General features: G+C 65.4%; 13 protein-coding genes. 8 read left to right on the top strand and 5 right to left on the bottom strand.

The window, feature by feature from the left end; all coding sequences use genetic code 11:
* Positions 1–115: 115 nt before the first annotated feature.
* Complete coding sequence (gene prpF, locus K5H97_RS18490) at positions 116–1,306, top strand: 2-methylaconitate cis-trans isomerase PrpF (protein WP_028692603.1); 1,191 nt, start codon at positions 116–118, stop codon at positions 1,304–1,306.
* Between the two features lie 70 nt (positions 1,307–1,376).
* Complete coding sequence (gene prpD / locus K5H97_RS18485; RefSeq protein WP_028692602.1) at positions 1,377–2,861, top strand: 2-methylcitrate dehydratase; 1,485 nt, start codon at positions 1,377–1,379, stop codon at positions 2,859–2,861.
* 143 nt (positions 2,862–3,004) lie between these two features.
* Here the strand turns inward: prpD and acnB are convergent, their stop codons facing one another.
* A complete protein-coding gene (acnB, locus tag K5H97_RS18480; protein WP_028692601.1) occupies positions 3,005–5,614 on the bottom strand; it encodes a bifunctional aconitate hydratase 2/2-methylisocitrate dehydratase in 2,610 nt (869 codons plus the stop codon).
* A 409-nt stretch (positions 5,615–6,023) separates the two neighbouring features.
* On the opposite strand from acnB, the gene K5H97_RS18475 reads away from it, so the two are divergent.
* On the top strand, positions 6,024–6,503 hold the full coding sequence (locus K5H97_RS18475; RefSeq protein ID WP_028692600.1) for a DUF1289 domain-containing protein: 480 nt from the start codon (positions 6,024–6,026) through the stop codon (positions 6,501–6,503).
* A gap of 60 nt (positions 6,504–6,563) precedes the next feature.
* Here K5H97_RS18475 and queD read toward each other — a convergent pair whose 3' ends face one another.
* Together queD and K5H97_RS18465 are read right to left on the bottom strand one after the other, a co-directional pair.
* A complete protein-coding gene (gene queD, locus K5H97_RS18470) occupies positions 6,564–6,920 on the bottom strand; it encodes a 6-carboxytetrahydropterin synthase QueD (RefSeq protein WP_023630589.1) in 357 nt (118 codons plus the stop codon).
* Positions 6,921–6,973: 53 nt separating this feature from the next.
* Entirely contained in the window at positions 6,974–8,053 is a 1,080-nt protein-coding gene (locus K5H97_RS18465; protein WP_028692599.1) for a patatin-like phospholipase domain-containing protein, read from the bottom strand.
* A gap of 192 nt (positions 8,054–8,245) precedes the next feature.
* Here K5H97_RS18465 and K5H97_RS18460 point away from each other — a divergent pair, with 192 nt between their 5' ends.
* The 5 genes from K5H97_RS18460 (at position 8,246) to K5H97_RS18440 (ending at position 12,271) form a co-directional block, all read left to right on the top strand.
* Complete coding sequence (locus K5H97_RS18460) at positions 8,246–8,554, top strand: PepSY domain-containing protein (protein WP_028692598.1); 309 nt, start codon at positions 8,246–8,248, stop codon at positions 8,552–8,554.
* Entirely contained in the window at positions 8,554–8,868 is a 315-nt protein-coding gene (locus K5H97_RS18455; RefSeq protein WP_036986688.1) for a PepSY domain-containing protein, read from the top strand. Before K5H97_RS18460 ends, K5H97_RS18455 begins: the two co-directional genes overlap by 1 nt.
* 1 nt (position 8,869) lies before the next feature.
* A complete protein-coding gene (locus tag K5H97_RS18450; RefSeq protein WP_028692596.1) occupies positions 8,870–9,538 on the top strand; it encodes a response regulator transcription factor in 669 nt (222 codons plus the stop codon).
* Complete coding sequence (locus tag K5H97_RS18445) at positions 9,535–10,854, top strand: sensor histidine kinase (protein WP_028692595.1); 1,320 nt, start codon at positions 9,535–9,537, stop codon at positions 10,852–10,854. Before K5H97_RS18450 ends, K5H97_RS18445 begins: the two co-directional genes overlap by 4 nt.
* 259 nt (positions 10,855–11,113) lie before the next feature.
* Entirely contained in the window at positions 11,114–12,271 is a 1,158-nt protein-coding gene (locus K5H97_RS18440) for an HPP family protein (RefSeq protein ID WP_028692594.1), read from the top strand.
* Here the strand turns inward: K5H97_RS18440 and K5H97_RS18435 are convergent.
* Together K5H97_RS18435 and K5H97_RS18430 are read right to left on the bottom strand one after the other, a co-directional pair.
* Positions 12,245–13,111 (bottom strand): LysR family transcriptional regulator, encoded by an 867-nt coding sequence (locus K5H97_RS18435; protein ID WP_028692593.1) that lies wholly within the window; start codon positions 13,109–13,111, stop codon positions 12,245–12,247. The two genes, K5H97_RS18440 and K5H97_RS18435, sit on opposite strands and share 27 nt — an antisense overlap.
* A 130-nt stretch (positions 13,112–13,241) precedes the next feature.
* The gene (locus tag K5H97_RS18430; RefSeq protein WP_028692592.1) at positions 13,242–14,105 is read right to left on the bottom strand and encodes a universal stress protein; all 864 of its coding nucleotides are present in this window, start codon (positions 14,103–14,105) and stop codon (positions 13,242–13,244) included.
* Positions 14,106–14,195 lie beyond the last annotated feature (90 nt).

Raw genomic sequence — 14,195 nt, 5'->3', positions numbered from 1 at the left:
CACATGGCCGCTCCCACAACGAGCGGCGCAGTACCTGTGGGAGCGGCCTTGTGTCGCGAAAGGGCTGCAGGGCAGCCCCAGGGTACTTCACCGGACTATCAGGATGCCCAAGACAATGGCTCACGTACCCCAGATCAAAATTCCCGCCACCTATATCCGCGGCGGCACCAGCAAAGGCGTGTTCTTCCGCCTCCAGGACCTGCCCGAGCAGACGCAGATTCCTGGTCCTGCCCGCGACGCCCTGCTGCTGCGGGTGATCGGCAGCCCCGACCCGTACGGCAAGCAGATCGACGGCATGGGCGGCGCCACCTCCAGCACCAGCAAGACGGTGATCCTGTCCAAGAGCATCAAGCCCGACCACGACGTCGACTACCTGTTCGGCCAGGTGTCGATCGACAAGGCCTTCGTCGACTGGAGCGGCAACTGCGGCAACCTGTCCGCCGCGGTCGGCTCGTTCGCCATCAGCAGCGGGCTGGTCGATGCCAGTCGGATTCCGCGCAATGGTATCGCCACCGTGCGGATCTGGCAGGCCAATATCGGCAAGACCATCATCGCCCATGTGCCGATCACCGAAGGCGAGGTGCAGGAAACCGGCGATTTCGAGCTCGATGGCGTGACCTTCCCGGCTGCCGAGGTGCAGCTGGAATTCCTTGATCCGGCCGCCGACGAGGACGGTGACGGCGGGGCGATGTTCCCCACCGGCAACCTGGTCGACGACCTCGAGGTGCCGGGTGTCGGCACCTTCAAGGCGACCCTGATCAACGCCGGCATACCGACCATCTTCGTCAATGCCGCCGATATCGGCTATACCGGAACCGAGCTGCAGGACGCGATCAACGGCGATGCCGCGGCATTGCAGCGTTTCGAGATCATCCGTGCCCATGGCGCGGTGCGCATGGGGCTGATCGAGCACATCGACCAGGCCGCCGGGCGCCAGCACACGCCGAAGATCGCGTTCGTCGCGGCGCCGACCGGCTATACCTCCTCCAGTGGCAAGGTTGTCGCAGCCGAGGACGTCGACCTGCTGGTGCGTGCGTTGTCGATGGGCAAGCTGCACCACGCGATGATGGGCACCGCGGCGGTCGCCATCGGCACCGCCGCAGCGATCCCGGGGACGCTGGTCAACCTTGCCGCCGGTGGCGGTGAACGCAGTGCCGTGCGTTTCGGTCATCCGTCCGGGACGTTGCGGGTCGGGGCCGAGGCGCGTCAGGTGAATGGGCAGTGGACCGTGACCAAGGCAATCATGAGCCGAAGCGCTCGGGTGCTGATGGAGGGCTGGGTGCGCGTGCCCGGTGATAGTTTCTAAGGCATCTAGCGTTCGGCTTTCGTTGGTTGGGGCCGCAAAGCGGCCCCGGCAATCCAGAAGGGAGCTGTATATGAGCGCAAACGTAGACCTCAACACCCGCCCCGACTACGACCAGGTCCTGCAGACCCTCGCCGACTACGTGCTTGGCTACCGCGTCGATTGCGCCGAAGCCCTGAACACCGCCCGCTATTGCCTGATGGACACCCTGGGCTGCGGCCTGCTGGCCCTGCGCTTTCCTGAATGCACCAAGCATCTAGGCCCGCTGGTCGAGGGCACCCTTGTCCCCCATGGCGCCCGCGTGCCTGGTACCAGCTATCGCCTCGATCCGGTCAAGGCCGCCTGGGACATTGGCTGCATCGTCCGCTGGCTGGACTACAACGACACCTGGCTGGCGGCGGAGTGGGGGCACCCCTCGGACAACCTCGGCGGCATCCTGGCGGTCACCGACCACCTCTCGCAAAAGCGTGTGGCCAATGGCGAGGCGCCCCTGGTCATGCGCGAGGTACTCGATGCCATGGTCATGGCCCACGAGATCCAGGGCGTGCTGGCGCTGGAGAATTCGTTCAACCGGGTCGGCCTGGATCATGTGCTGCTGGTCAAGGTCGCCTCCGCGGCGGTCTGCGCCAGGCTCATGGGCGCCAATCGCGAGCAGTTGCTGTCGGCGCTGTCCCACGCCTTCGTCGATGGCCAGGCCCTGCGCACCTACCGTCACGCGCCCAACGCCGGGTCGCGCAAGTCGTGGGCGGCGGGGGATGCCTCCAGTCGCGGCGTGCGCCTGGCCGATATTGCCCTGCGTGGCGAGATGGGCGTGCCCGGTGCGCTGACCGCCAGACAGTGGGGCTTCTACGATGTGTCGTTCAGCCACACCAACAAGGACTTGGCGCTCAAGCCCGAGCCGCTGCGTGAACTGCGCCTGCCGCAGCCGTTGGGCAGCTACGTGATGGAAAACGTGCTGTTCAAGATCAGTTTCCCCGCCGAGTTCCACGCCCAGACCGCCTGCGAGGCTGCAGTGACCCTGCACCCGCAGGTGCGCAACCGCCTGCATGAGATCGACCGGATCGTCATTACCACCCATGAGTCGGCGATCCGCATCATTTCCAAGGAGGGGCCGCTGGCCAACGCCGCCGACCGCGACCACTGCCTGCAGTACATGACCGCCGTGCCGCTGATCTTCGGCGACCTGGTGGCGGAGCACTACGAGGATGCCTTCCACGCCGCGCACCCGAGCATCGACCGCCTGCGCGAGAAGATGGTGATCGTCGAGGAGCCGCGCTTCACTCGCGAGTACCTGGAGCCCGACAAGCGCTCCATCGCCAATGGCGTGCAAGTGTTCTTCAGGGATGGCTCGCACACGCCGCAGGTGGTGGTGGAGTACCCGATCGGGCATCGGCGGCGGCGGGAGGAGGGGATGCCGTTGCTCGAGGCCAAGTTCCGCGAGAACCTGGCGACGCGGTTCGCGCGGCAGCGCTGTGAGGCGATCCTGGACGTGTGCAAGGATCAGCAGGCGCTGGAGGTGATGCCGGTGCACAGGTTCGTTGATCTGTTCGTGATCTGACGACAATCGCGGGGCAAGCCCGCTCCCGCGTGGGGAAATTCATGTTGACGTGGGAGCGGGCTTGCCCCGCGACAGGATCGTAAATCCAACAAAAAAGCCCCGGTATCGCTACCGGGGCTTTCTTCTACAACGTCCTGCTCAGCTTACGCCTGAACCACCGGGATCTTGGCGTTGGCCGCCGCTTCGCGGAACTCGGCGATCTGGTCGAAGCTCAGGTAGCGGTAGACGTCGGCAGCCATGCTGTCGATGTCTTTCGCGTACTGCATGTACTCCTCGACGGTCGGCAGCTTGCCGATGATCGAAGCGACAGCAGCCAGCTCGGCCGAGGCCAGGTACACGTTGGTGGCGTCGCCCAGACGGTTCGGGAAGTTACGGGTCGAGGTGGAGACCACGGTCGAACCGGTCTGCACACGTGCCTGGTTACCCATGCACAGCGAGCAGCCTGGCATTTCCATGCGCGCGCCAGCCTTGCCGTAGATGCCGTAGTAGCCTTCTTCGGTCAGCTGGTGGGCGTCCATCTTGGTTGGCGGAGCCAGCCACAGACGGGTCGGAATACCGCCCTTGACCTTGTCCAGCAGCTTGCCGGCAGCGCGGAAGTGACCGATGTTGGTCATGCACGAGCCGATGAACACTTCGTCGATCTTCTCGCCTTGTACCGAGGACAGCAGGCGGGCATCGTCCGGGTCGTTCGGCGCGCAGAGCACAGGCTCCTTGACGTCGGCCAGGTCGATCTCGATGATTTCGGCGTACTCGGCGTCGGCGTCGGCCGACAGCAGCTCAGGCTTGGCCAGCCAGGCTTCCATGGCCTGGGCGCGGCGCTCCAGGGTGCGGGCATCGCCGTAGCCTTCGCCGATCATCCAGCGCAGCAGGGTGATGTTGGACTGCAGGTACTCGGCGATGGCCTTCTCTGGCAGCTTGATGGTGCAACCGGCGGCGGAACGTTCGGCCGAGGCGTCGGACAGCTCGAAGGCTTGCTCGACGGTCAGCTCGTTCAGGCCTTCGATCTCGAGGATGCGGCCGGAGAAGATGTTCTTCTTGCCTTTCTTCTCGACGGTCAGCAGGCCCTTCTGGATGGCGTAGTAAGGGATCGCGTGGACCAGGTCACGCAGGGTGATGCCTGGCTGCAGTTTGCCCTTGAAGCGCACCAGCACGGATTCTGGCATGTCCAGCGGCATGACGCCGGTGGCGGCGGCGAAGGCCACCAGGCCGGAACCGGCCGGGAACGAGATGCCGATCGGGAAGCGGGTGTGCGAGTCGCCACCGGTACCCACGGTGTCAGGCATCAGCATGCGGTTCAGCCAGCTGTGGATGATGCCGTCGCCCGGGCGCAGCGACACGCCGCCACGGGTGCGGATGAAGTCTGGCAGGGTGTGGTGGGTAGTGACGTCGATCGGCTTCGGATAGGCCGCGGTGTGGCAGAACGACTGCATCACCAGGTCGGCGGAGAAGCCCAGGCACGCCAGGTCTTTCAGCTCGTCGCGGGTCATCGGGCCCGTGGTGTCCTGGGAGCCGACGGTGGTCATCTTCGGCTCGCAGTAGGCGCCTGGACGCACGCCCTGGCCTTCCGGCAGGCCGCAGGCGCGACCGACCATCTTCTGCGCCAGGGTGAAGCCCTTGGTCGAAGCGGCTGGCTGCTCGGGTTTCTTGAACAGGTCCGATGGGGCCTGGCCCAGTTCGGCGCGGGCCTTCTCGGTCAGGCCACGGCCGACGATCAGCGGGATACGGCCGCCGGCGCGGACTTCGTCGAGCAGTACTTCGGTCTTCAGCTCGAAGTGGGTGACCAGTTCGTCGCTGCCGTGGCGGCGCACTTCACCTTTGAACGGGTAGACGTCGATGACGTCGCCCATGGCCAGGTTGGTGCAGTCGAACTCGATCGGCAGGGCGCCGGCGTCTTCCATGGTGTTGTAGAAGATCGGGGCGATCTTGGTGCCGAAGCAGAAACCACCGGCGCGCTTGTTCGGCACGTACGGAATGTCGTCGCCGAAGAACCACAGCACCGAGTTGGTGGCGGATTTGCGCGAGGAACCGGTACCGACCACGTCACCGACGTAGGCAACCGGGAAGCCTTTGGCTTTCATGGCTTCGATCTGGGCCATCGGGCCGACCGAACCTGGCTGCGAAGGCTCGATGCCGTCGCGGGCCATCTTCAGCATGGCCAGGGCGTGCAGCGGGATGTCAGGGCGCGACCAGGCGTCCGGAGCAGGGGACAGGTCGTCGGTGTTGGTTTCGCCAGGCACCTTGAACACGGTCAGGGTGTACTTGTCGGCGATCGCCGGACGGCTGGTGAACCACTCGCCGGCAGCCCAGGATTCCAGCACGGCCTTGGCGTGGGCGTTGCCCGCCTTGGCTTTTTCGGCCACATCGTGGAAGGCGTCGAACATCAGCAGGGTGTGCTTGAGCTGTTCGGCCGCGACGGCGCCCAGTTCGGCGTCGTCCAGCAGCGCGACCAGCGTCTCGATGTTGTAGCCGCCCTGCATGGTGCCCAGCAGCTCGGTGGCGTGCTTACGGTCGATCAACGGGGATTTGGCTTCACCCTTGGCGACGGCGGAGAGGAACGCGGCCTTGACGTAGGCGGCTTCGTCCACTCCTGGCGGAACGCGGTTGGTGACCAGGTCTACGAGGAAGGCTTCTTCGCCGGCCGGCGGGTTTTTCAGCAGCTCGACCAGGCCTGCAGTTTGTTCGGCGTTCAGCGGCTGGGGCACGATACCCAGAGCGGCACGCTCTTCGATGTGTTTGCGGTAGGCTTCAAGCACAGTTATTACCCTCATCAGTGGTCCCTAAAGGGAGTCCGGGACGCTCATCCAGCATTCCCATGCACCCATGCGCTCAAGACGGCTTTTTGGGCCGGCAAGCCAGGGTCGCAGAGAATCCTTACAGAAGCTGCTTTCAAAGTTTTACGCCTGTAGAACGGAAGGCTGATGAGGGGTTGGCCATGGCCATGCACGCTTGCATGGACAGGGCCAACGCCGTTCTACCGGATTAACTGTGCTCGTGACGCTTTGAAAACAGCTTCCAACGGACATTGTTGCCTTGAAAAGGCGGGGTGATTCTACGGCAAAAATAAGCCGAAAGTAAGGCGGCGTAGATGACTTTAACGGGTGACCCTGGTTAGACAAAGGGCTAACATGAACCGGTGTTCCACCGCCAAGCTGTTGTTTCTACATGTCCAACCAATCCATCAAGACCCCTTGCGTCGGCCTGTGCTCCACGGTCTACGGCGACCTGGTGTGCCGCGGCTGCAAGCGCTTTCACCACGAAGTGATCCACTGGAACGGCTACGACGACGAGCAGAAGCGCGCGGTGTGGCTGCGCCTGGAGCAACTGCTGGTGCAGGTGATGATGGCCAAGCTGGAAGTGTTCGACAAAGCGCTGCTGCGCCAGCAACTGGAGCAGCGCTCGGTCCGCTTCGTCGCGCACCAGTCCGAGTATTGCTGGGCGTATCAGCTGATCGCCCGTGGGGCGCGGATGATCCGTGACCTGGAGGCGTACGGGATGGCGCTGCTGCCGGAGTTTCGCGACTGGGAACTGCCGCAGTTGCGCGATGCCATCGACCGGGAGTTTTTCCTGTTGTCGGAGGCGCATTACCAGCGCTATATCGCGCCGAGCTTTTTGCGAGACGCCCTGGACCGCGGGCAGGGCTGAAGCTCTGGGGTAACGGTGCTGGCCTCTTCGCGGGATTACCCGCGAAAAGGCCGGTGCAGATCAGTCGCCGGTGTACTCGCACCCGCTGGTGCAGGTCTCATGGATCCGCACCTTCGACAGCTCCGGCAGCAGCGGCTTGACCTGGTCCCAGATCCACTTGGCGATCACTTCGCTGGTGGGGTTTTCCAGGCCTGGAATATCGTTCAGGTAGTTGTGGTCCAACTGCTCGTAGATCGGCTTGAAGATCGCCTTGATCTCGGAGAAATCGCGGATCCAGCCGGTGTGCGGATCGAGCGGGCCGGTCAGGTGCAGGGCAACCTTGAACGAGTGGCCATGCAGGCGACCGCACTTGTGGCCGGCAGGGACGTTGGGCAGGCGGTGAGCCGATTCGAAGGTAAATTCCTTAAAGATTTCCACGCTGGCATAACTCTGTGTGAATCAACGATGCGCGCAGTCTACCAGCATGCCCGCTACAAGGCTTGCAACCGATCCTGCAACCGCCCGGTGGCGATCAGTTCCAGCAGTTCGTCGCCCAGGCGCCGGCTTTCGGCCATGGCCTGGTACCAGTAGCGCCTGCGGCCCGACGCATCGCCCATGAAACGCTTGAAGTCGTTGCGGTCTGGCAGCTTGCCGTAGGGGAGGGCGGCCAGGTACTGCGGTGACGGGGTCATCAGCAGCACGTTCTGCAGGCGCGTGGCGTCGCCTTTGCGCCAGGGCAGGGCCTTGTCGAACCAGCCGGGCACCACCTTGTCGGTGAAGTGCGGGTAGAGCACCAGGTCGTCGCCCTGGTAGGGCAGGTCCAGGTGATAGTCGAGCAGGCCGCCGTCGCGGTAGGTGCCGGCCCCGGCGCCGGGGATGTCGCGCACGCCTTCCATGACCATGGGGATCGAGCCCGAGGCGAGCAGGGCGTGGCGCAGGTTGGCCAGGTCCAGCGGCAGGCTGCGCGACGGGAAGTCGGTCAGTGGCTCCAGCGGCGGCGCGGCGCGTTGGTCGTGGAGGATGACCCGCTCGAAATGCCGGCCCAGGCGCGCGCGTCCCAGCAGGTTGCTGGCGATCACCGAGGACAGGCCCATGCCCAGACGGCCGCGGTGGTCGTGGGCGAGCTGGCCATGGCTCTTCACCACCAGGATGTTCAGGCGGTAGTGCGGGTTGGCCAGGACCTGCCCGTCGCGGCCTTGCAGCAGGTCGTCGAGCATGCGCTGGCAGCTCTGGCTGATCTCTTTGGGTGTCACGCCCTTGGCGAAGTCCTGCTCGGTGTACAGCTCGCCCAGGCGGCGGATGCCGGCGACCGGATCGTCGAGGCAGGCGCTGGCGAAGCGCCAGGCACCGATCGAGGCGCCGATCAGCGCACGCTGGCGCGGCGCGCTGGTCAGCCATTCACCGAACAACGCCAGGTCCAGGCCCTGGATCCCCAGCGGCTTGGGGCCACCGGCGGCGCCCGGCAACACACCGACATCTTCGGCCCGCAGGCCGCGTTCGCGGATCTGCCGCAGGGCACGCTGGCCGGCCTTGAAGGTCAGGGCGGGGTACTTGATGTGAATCGCGCTCATGGCGGGGTCTCGGGTGGGGCAGGCGGGCAGTATAGGGGATTTGCCGGCCTTGCCGAGGTGCTCCTGCAAGGGGCTGCGCATGGGTACCAAGAGCTGCGCTATCATGCGGCCAGCTGTTTTCAGGTTGAGTTAAGGGCCGGTGGTTAATCTTAACCCCGTAGACAAATTACACATCTCGCTGGAGAGAACCTCATGAAAACTTTGACTGCCCTGTTCACCGCCGCTGCCCTCGCTTTCGGTGCCAACGTCGCCTTTGCCAAGGACGTGCAGCCCGATGAAGTGGTCAAACTGGTGAACGCCAAGACCATCAAATCGCTGGACGAACTCAAGGCCGCCGCCGTCGCCAAGCACCCCGGCGCCACTGTGACCGACTCGGAGCTCGAGAACGAGTACGGTCGCTACATCTACAAGGTCGACCTGCGCGATGCCCAGAACGTCGAATGGGATGTGGATCTGGACGCCAAGACCGGTGAAGTCCTGAAGGACGAGCGAGACAACTGATGCACGCACTACCGCGAACGGCACGCTACCTGGCCTTGGCCCTGATGGTCGTGTGTTCGCTGGCCGCCGCGCGCGACCTGGATCAGGATGAAGCCCTGGCGCTTCGGCAACAGGGCATCATCCTGCCGCTCGAGCAACTGCTCGAGTCCGCCCTGGGGCGTTACCCCGGGGCGCGGCTGCTGGAGGCGGAGCTGGAAGAAAAGCACGAGCGCTACGAGTACGAGGTCGAACTGCTGACCCCGGCCGGCGTGGTACGCGAGATCAAGCTCGATGCCCGCACCGGCGAGTTGCTCAAAGACGAGGAAGACGACTGAGATGCGCCTGTTGCTTGTCGAGGACAATGTCCCCCTGGCCGATGAACTGACCGCCGCCCTGCAACGCCAGGGCTACGCCGTGGACTGGCTGGCCGATGGCCGCGACGCGGTGTACCAGGGCCAGAGCGAACCCTATGACCTGATCATCCTCGACCTCGGCCTGCCCGGTCTGCCGGGGCTCGAGGTGCTGGCGCAGTGGCGGGCGGGCGGCTTGGCCACTCCGGTGCTGATCCTCACCGCCCGCGGTTCCTGGGCCGAGCGGATCGAGGGGCTCAAGGCTGGCGCCGACGATTACCTGAGCAAGCCCTTCCACCCCGAGGAGCTGCAACTGCGCATCCAGGCCCTGCTGCGCCGGGCCAAGGGGGTGGCCAACCAGCCGAAGCTGGAAGCGGCCGGCCTGCACCTGGACGAATCGCGCCAGTGCGTGAGCCGCGAAGGCGTCGATGTCCAGCTCACCGCCGCCGAGTTCCGCCTGCTGCGCTACTTCATGCTGCACCCGGGGCAGGTGCTGTCCAAGAGCCACCTGGCCGAGCACCTGTATGACGGTGAAACCGAGCGCGATTCCAATGTGCTGGAAGTTCACGTCAACCATCTGCGGCGCAAGCTTGGGCGCAGCGTGATCGAGACCCGTCGCGGTCAGGGCTACGTGTACGCCGGGAGCACCGCGTGAAGTCGATCCAGGCGCGCCTGAGCCTGGGCCTGGTGGCGGTGCTGGTGGTGGTCGGGCTGGCCCTGGCGCAGTTGACCCTGTGGCTGTTCGAAGCCGGCCTGCAGCGCTACCTGGAAGCCGGCCTGCGCAAGGAAAGCGAGAACCTGCTGGTGGCGCTGGTGCGCGGCCCGTCCGGTTTGCAACTGGACGAGCGACGGCTGTCGGCGGCCTACCAGCAGCCATTCTCGGGCTACTACTTTCGCATCGATTTCGACCAGGGCACCTGGCGCTCGCGTTCGTTGTGGGACATGGACATGCCCAAGCCCGGCAAGCCGGGGCTGGACGATGGTCACAAGCTGGGGCCCGAGGGCCAGCAGCTGCTGGCCTATCGCGGCGATTACCGGCGCCTGGGGCAGGACATCTCGATCAGCGTGGCCCAGGACTATTCGCCGGTGCGCGAGGGCTTTCGGCGCATGCAGCAGATCGGCCTGGGCCTGGGCCTGGTGGCGCTGCTGCTGGTGCTGGTGCTGCAGCGCATCACCGTGACCCGTTCGCTGCGTCCACTGGAACGGGCGCGTCAGCAGATCGCCCAGTTGCAGCAGGGCCAGCGCTCGCAACTGGACGCCGAGGTGCCCAGCGAGCTGCAACCGCTGGTGGACCAGATCAACCACCTGCTGGCCCACACCGAGGACAGTTTGCGCCGCTCGCGCAATGCCCTGGGCAACCTCGGCCATGCCTTGAAGACACCGTTGGCGGTCCTGCTCAGCCTGGCCGCCAGCGAGCGCCTCCAAGGATTGCCTGAGGTACGTGCGCAGATGCGCGAGCAACTCGAGCAGATCCAGCAGCGCCTGGCCCGCGAGCTCAACCGCGCGCGCCTGGCCGGCGATGCGCTGCCGGGGGCGCAGTTCGACTGCGACGCTGAGTTGCCCGGGCTGCTGGCGACGCTGGGCATGATCCATGGCGAGGGCCTGCTGCTCGAGCGCGATGTACCGCCCGGGTTGTTGTTGCCTTGGGACCGCGAAGACCTGCTGGAACTGCTCGGCAACCTGCTGGACAACGCCTGCAAATGGGCCGACAGCGAGGTGCGCCTGGGTATCGCGCCGACCGCCGAGGGTTACCGGCTGTGGGTGGACGACGATGGCCCGGGCATCCCCGAGACGCAGCGCCTGCAGGTGCTTGAACGCGGTTCGCGGCTGGACGAGCAGGTCGATGGCCATGGCCTGGGGCTGGGCATCGTGCGCGATATCGTCGAGGCCTGGGGCGGGCGGATTGCGCTGCTGGAAAGCCCCCAGGGCGGGTTGCGGGTCAGCATTGACCTGCCGCGCAAGGGGCGTTGATCGGCGAGGCCGTTCCCACAGGGATGGCGTATGCCTTGAAGAAAGGCGGATCAACCCTGCAAAAAAATTGCAGTACAGCCGCAGTTTTTTGAATTGGCCCATGGCCACCCGCGCCCGGCACAATCATTCCCCACGAAACCCTGCGGTTTCCATCTCTCCATGGACGGAGCCCCTTGCGCGATTGCACTGCGCAACACAGGGCCCAGGCCGGTCGCGCTGGGCTTTCTTTTTCGCACAAGAACACGATCCGAATACCTCGATGCCTGCCTCGCGTCCCCAATCCCGCTTGCAGCGCCTGCTCCCGGCGCCCCTGAACATTCCTCGCAAAGAGTGGTTGCGCGCTGGCTTCGGCGCGCTGCTGGGCCTGTTTCTCGCCGGCTACTTGTGCAGCCTGGCCTACGGCCCGTCCATCGCCCTGCACCTGCTCGGGCCGCTGGCGGCCTCGGCGGTGCTGGTGTTCGCCGTGCACTCCGGGCCCCTGGCCCAGCCCTGGCCGGTGCTGGGCAGTTATGCCCTGGCTGGCGTGGTGGGCCTGGCCATGCGCCACGGTTTCGGTGATGGCCTGTGGGTGGCGGCGGCGGCGCTGGGTGTCGCGATCCTGGCGATGTGCCTGCTGCGCTGCCTGCACCCGCCTGGTGGCGGCGTGGCGGTGAGCGCGGTGCTGGCCGATCCGGGCCTTGTGGCCATGGGGGACCATCTGCTCGAACCGGTGCTGCTCAACGCGCTGGTGCTGGTGGCGGTGGCGGTGCTGTACAACCGCCTGACCGGCGTGCGCTATCCCAAGAATGCGGCGCCGCGCAAGGACCCGCACCATACCCACGATCCCCTGCCGGGCGAACGGGTCGGTATCCGGGGCGAAGACCTGGACCAGGCCCTGGCAGAGATTGGCGAGTTCGTCGATGTCACCCGCGATGAGCTGGAACGCATCATCCTGGCCACCGAGCAGCATGCCCTGCAGCGCAGCCTGGGCGGCATCACCGCGTGCTTGGTGATGTCCCGCGATATTCAGGCCGCCACTCCGGCCACCACCTTGGAGCAGGCTTGGCGGATGCTGGCCGATCACCACCTGAAGACCTTGCCGGTGCTGGAAGATGGCCACCTGGTCGGCATGGTCAGCCTCAGCGACCTGGTCGGCGCGGCCATGGCCCGTGGGCGATTCAGCTGGCGTGGCCTGTTCCGTCGCCAGCCCGTGCGTCTGGAACAGGTGATGAGTCGCCGGGTGGTCAGTGTCGACTGCGGGCAGCCCCTGGAGCGCTTGTTGCCGTTGCTCGGCGAGCAAGGCTTGCACTGCCTGCCGGTGCTCGACGGCGAGCGTCTGGTGGGGGTGATCACCCAGACCGACCTGATCGCCGGCCTCAAGCGACACCTGCTTAGCGCCGCCGCGTCGGGCTCAGATCAACGGATCCCAGCGTTGTGACCAGTCGCTTTCGCCAGCGGCCACCAGCCGGCGCAGCACGTTGAAGGCCTGCTGCAAAGCCTCGCTGTCGCGCTCGCGGGCATGCACCAGGAAGGTCGGGTAGGTGAACTCCGGCGCCTGGGGCACGCGCTCGAACACGCCGTTCTGCAGGTAGGCCTGCACCACGCGCGTACGGAAATAGCCACTGCCGCCACGGTCGAGGATGAACTGCAGAGCCAGCGGCCCAAGGTTGAAGCTCAGGGCCGGGCGTGACAGCTCGGGCAGGGCCGCATCGTGCTGGCGACGGAAGGCCTCGCCCCAGTCGATGTAGACATAGGGATCGGGCGCATCGGCCCGACGCACGCGGATCAGCTTCTCTTCCATCAACTGCTCGACCTGCAGGCCCGGACCATAGGTCGGCTGGTAGACCAGCGCGGCGTCGAGCAGGCCCATCTGCACCTTGCGCAGCAGCGATTCGCCGTCGCTGACCTCGCTGCGGATGGCGTGGCTGGGCAGCTCGTGATGCAGGGCGCTGACCCAGTCGAGCAGCATCGGATTGCCCAGGCTCACTTCGGCGCCCACGTGCAGTACCTGTTGGCAGCCCTGGGGCAGCGGCAGGTCACGGCGTGCTGCTTCCCAGGTCTGCACCAGCTGGTTGGCATAGGGGACGAACGCCTCGCCGTCGCTGGTGAGGCTGGCGCCATTGCGGCTGCGCACGAACAGCTGGCAGCCCAGTTGCTGCTCCAGGCGCTGGACCCGGGCGGTGATCGCGGTCTGCGACACGAACAGGCGTTCGGCGGCGGCGACCAGGCTGCCGCAGCGGACAATTTCCAGGAAGGTACGGGCCTGATCGATGTCCATGGGAAGGTTCTGTGGCTGGAGAGACCGCCCATTCTAGTGACTTTGCACCGAGATGGGGCGACCGATGCCTGGATGACTGCGCATGCCAGGCATTTCGCCACTACCCTGGAGGCTTCTGCCCGAAGCGGGTCTAGCCCCGCGCCAGCTCGGCCAGGTGCGACTTGGCCTCCTCGCTCTTGAGCACCAGTACATCGCTTTCCAGCGAGTCCAGCACGACCTCCGCGGTGTTACCGATCAAGGCCCCCGAGATACCTGTTCGTGCCACGGTGCCGATAATGGTCACCACGGCATCGAGCTTCTTCTCGGTATGGGGAATCAACACATCCGCCGGCCCCTCGGCGATATGCAGTCGGTCATCGGTAATATCGAACTCCGCCTGGAACGCCAGGCATGCCTCACGATAGCGTTTCTCGATGGTCTCCGTCAGCTGGTAGACCGGGTCGGACGCCGACAGCATGGGCGAGGGGTGGGCACTGATCACGTGCAGTTCGCCCTTGGCCAGGCTGGCAATGTCATAGCCATGGTCGATGATGCTGGCATGCAGCAGGCGATGGGCTTCATCCTGGTTGCCGACATCCACGGCCGCCAGGATCTTGCCCCCCGTCCATGGCCGCTCGCTTTTGACCATCAGCACCGCGCACGGGCACTCGCGCAGCAGTTTCCAGTCGCTGGGGGTGAGCAAGGCCTTGCGCAGCGGATTGTCCGGCCGGTGCTCCTTGATCACCAGTTCGCAGCCTTCGGCTTGCTGCACATGGATGATCGACTTGTGCAGGTTGTCCTTCCAGTGCTGCTCGTGGGTGACACTGTCGTAACCGTCGTCATGCAATTGGCTGCTGAGCAGGCTGAGCAGCGCGTCATGATCCTGTTTCTTGTCGCACATCAGCAGGTGCAGGCGCGCGCCGGTCACCCCCGCGATCAGCTTGGCCCGTGTCAGGGCACGGCTGTGGGCGTGCTCGGGGTCGAGGACGACAAGAATGCTGCGTACGGCTTGCATGGGCGTGAACTCCGTTCAGAATGGCGGCCAATGCCTGACTATAGACGGCGCCGCTGCCGCCGCCGCTTGATATGTATCAAGCATAGTCAC

This window comes from Pseudomonas mosselii, from assembly GCF_019823065.1.
Classification (GTDB): Bacteria; Pseudomonadota; Gammaproteobacteria; order Pseudomonadales; family Pseudomonadaceae; genus Aquipseudomonas; species Aquipseudomonas mosselii.
Note: the sequence above shows the minus strand (reverse complement) of the source record. Positions and strands in the feature narration are given on the sequence as shown.

Bases quoted from the DNA above. Each gene is read 5' to 3' on its own strand.
- prpF (WP_028692603.1), top strand. From the start codon at position 116: ATGGCTCACGTACCCCAGATCAAAATTCCCGCCACCTATATCCGCGGC.
- prpD (WP_028692602.1), top strand. From the start codon at position 1,377: ATGAGCGCAAACGTAGACCTCAACACCCGCCCCGACTACGACCAGGTC.
- K5H97_RS18475 (WP_028692600.1), top strand. From the start codon at position 6,024: ATGTCCAACCAATCCATCAAGACCCCTTGCGTCGGCCTGTGCTCCACG.
- K5H97_RS18465 (WP_028692599.1), bottom strand. From the start codon at position 8,053: ATGAGCGCGATTCACATCAAGTACCCCGCCCTGACCTTCAAGGCCGGC.
- K5H97_RS18460 (WP_028692598.1), top strand. From the start codon at position 8,246: ATGAAAACTTTGACTGCCCTGTTCACCGCCGCTGCCCTCGCTTTCGGT.
- K5H97_RS18455 (WP_036986688.1), top strand. From the start codon at position 8,554: ATGCACGCACTACCGCGAACGGCACGCTACCTGGCCTTGGCCCTGATG.
- K5H97_RS18450 (WP_028692596.1), top strand. From the start codon at position 8,870: ATGCGCCTGTTGCTTGTCGAGGACAATGTCCCCCTGGCCGATGAACTG.
- K5H97_RS18440 (WP_028692594.1), top strand. From the start codon at position 11,114: ATGCCTGCCTCGCGTCCCCAATCCCGCTTGCAGCGCCTGCTCCCGGCG.
- K5H97_RS18435 (WP_028692593.1), bottom strand. From the start codon at position 13,111: ATGGACATCGATCAGGCCCGTACCTTCCTGGAAATTGTCCGCTGCGGC.
- K5H97_RS18430 (WP_028692592.1), bottom strand. From the start codon at position 14,105: ATGCAAGCCGTACGCAGCATTCTTGTCGTCCTCGACCCCGAGCACGCC.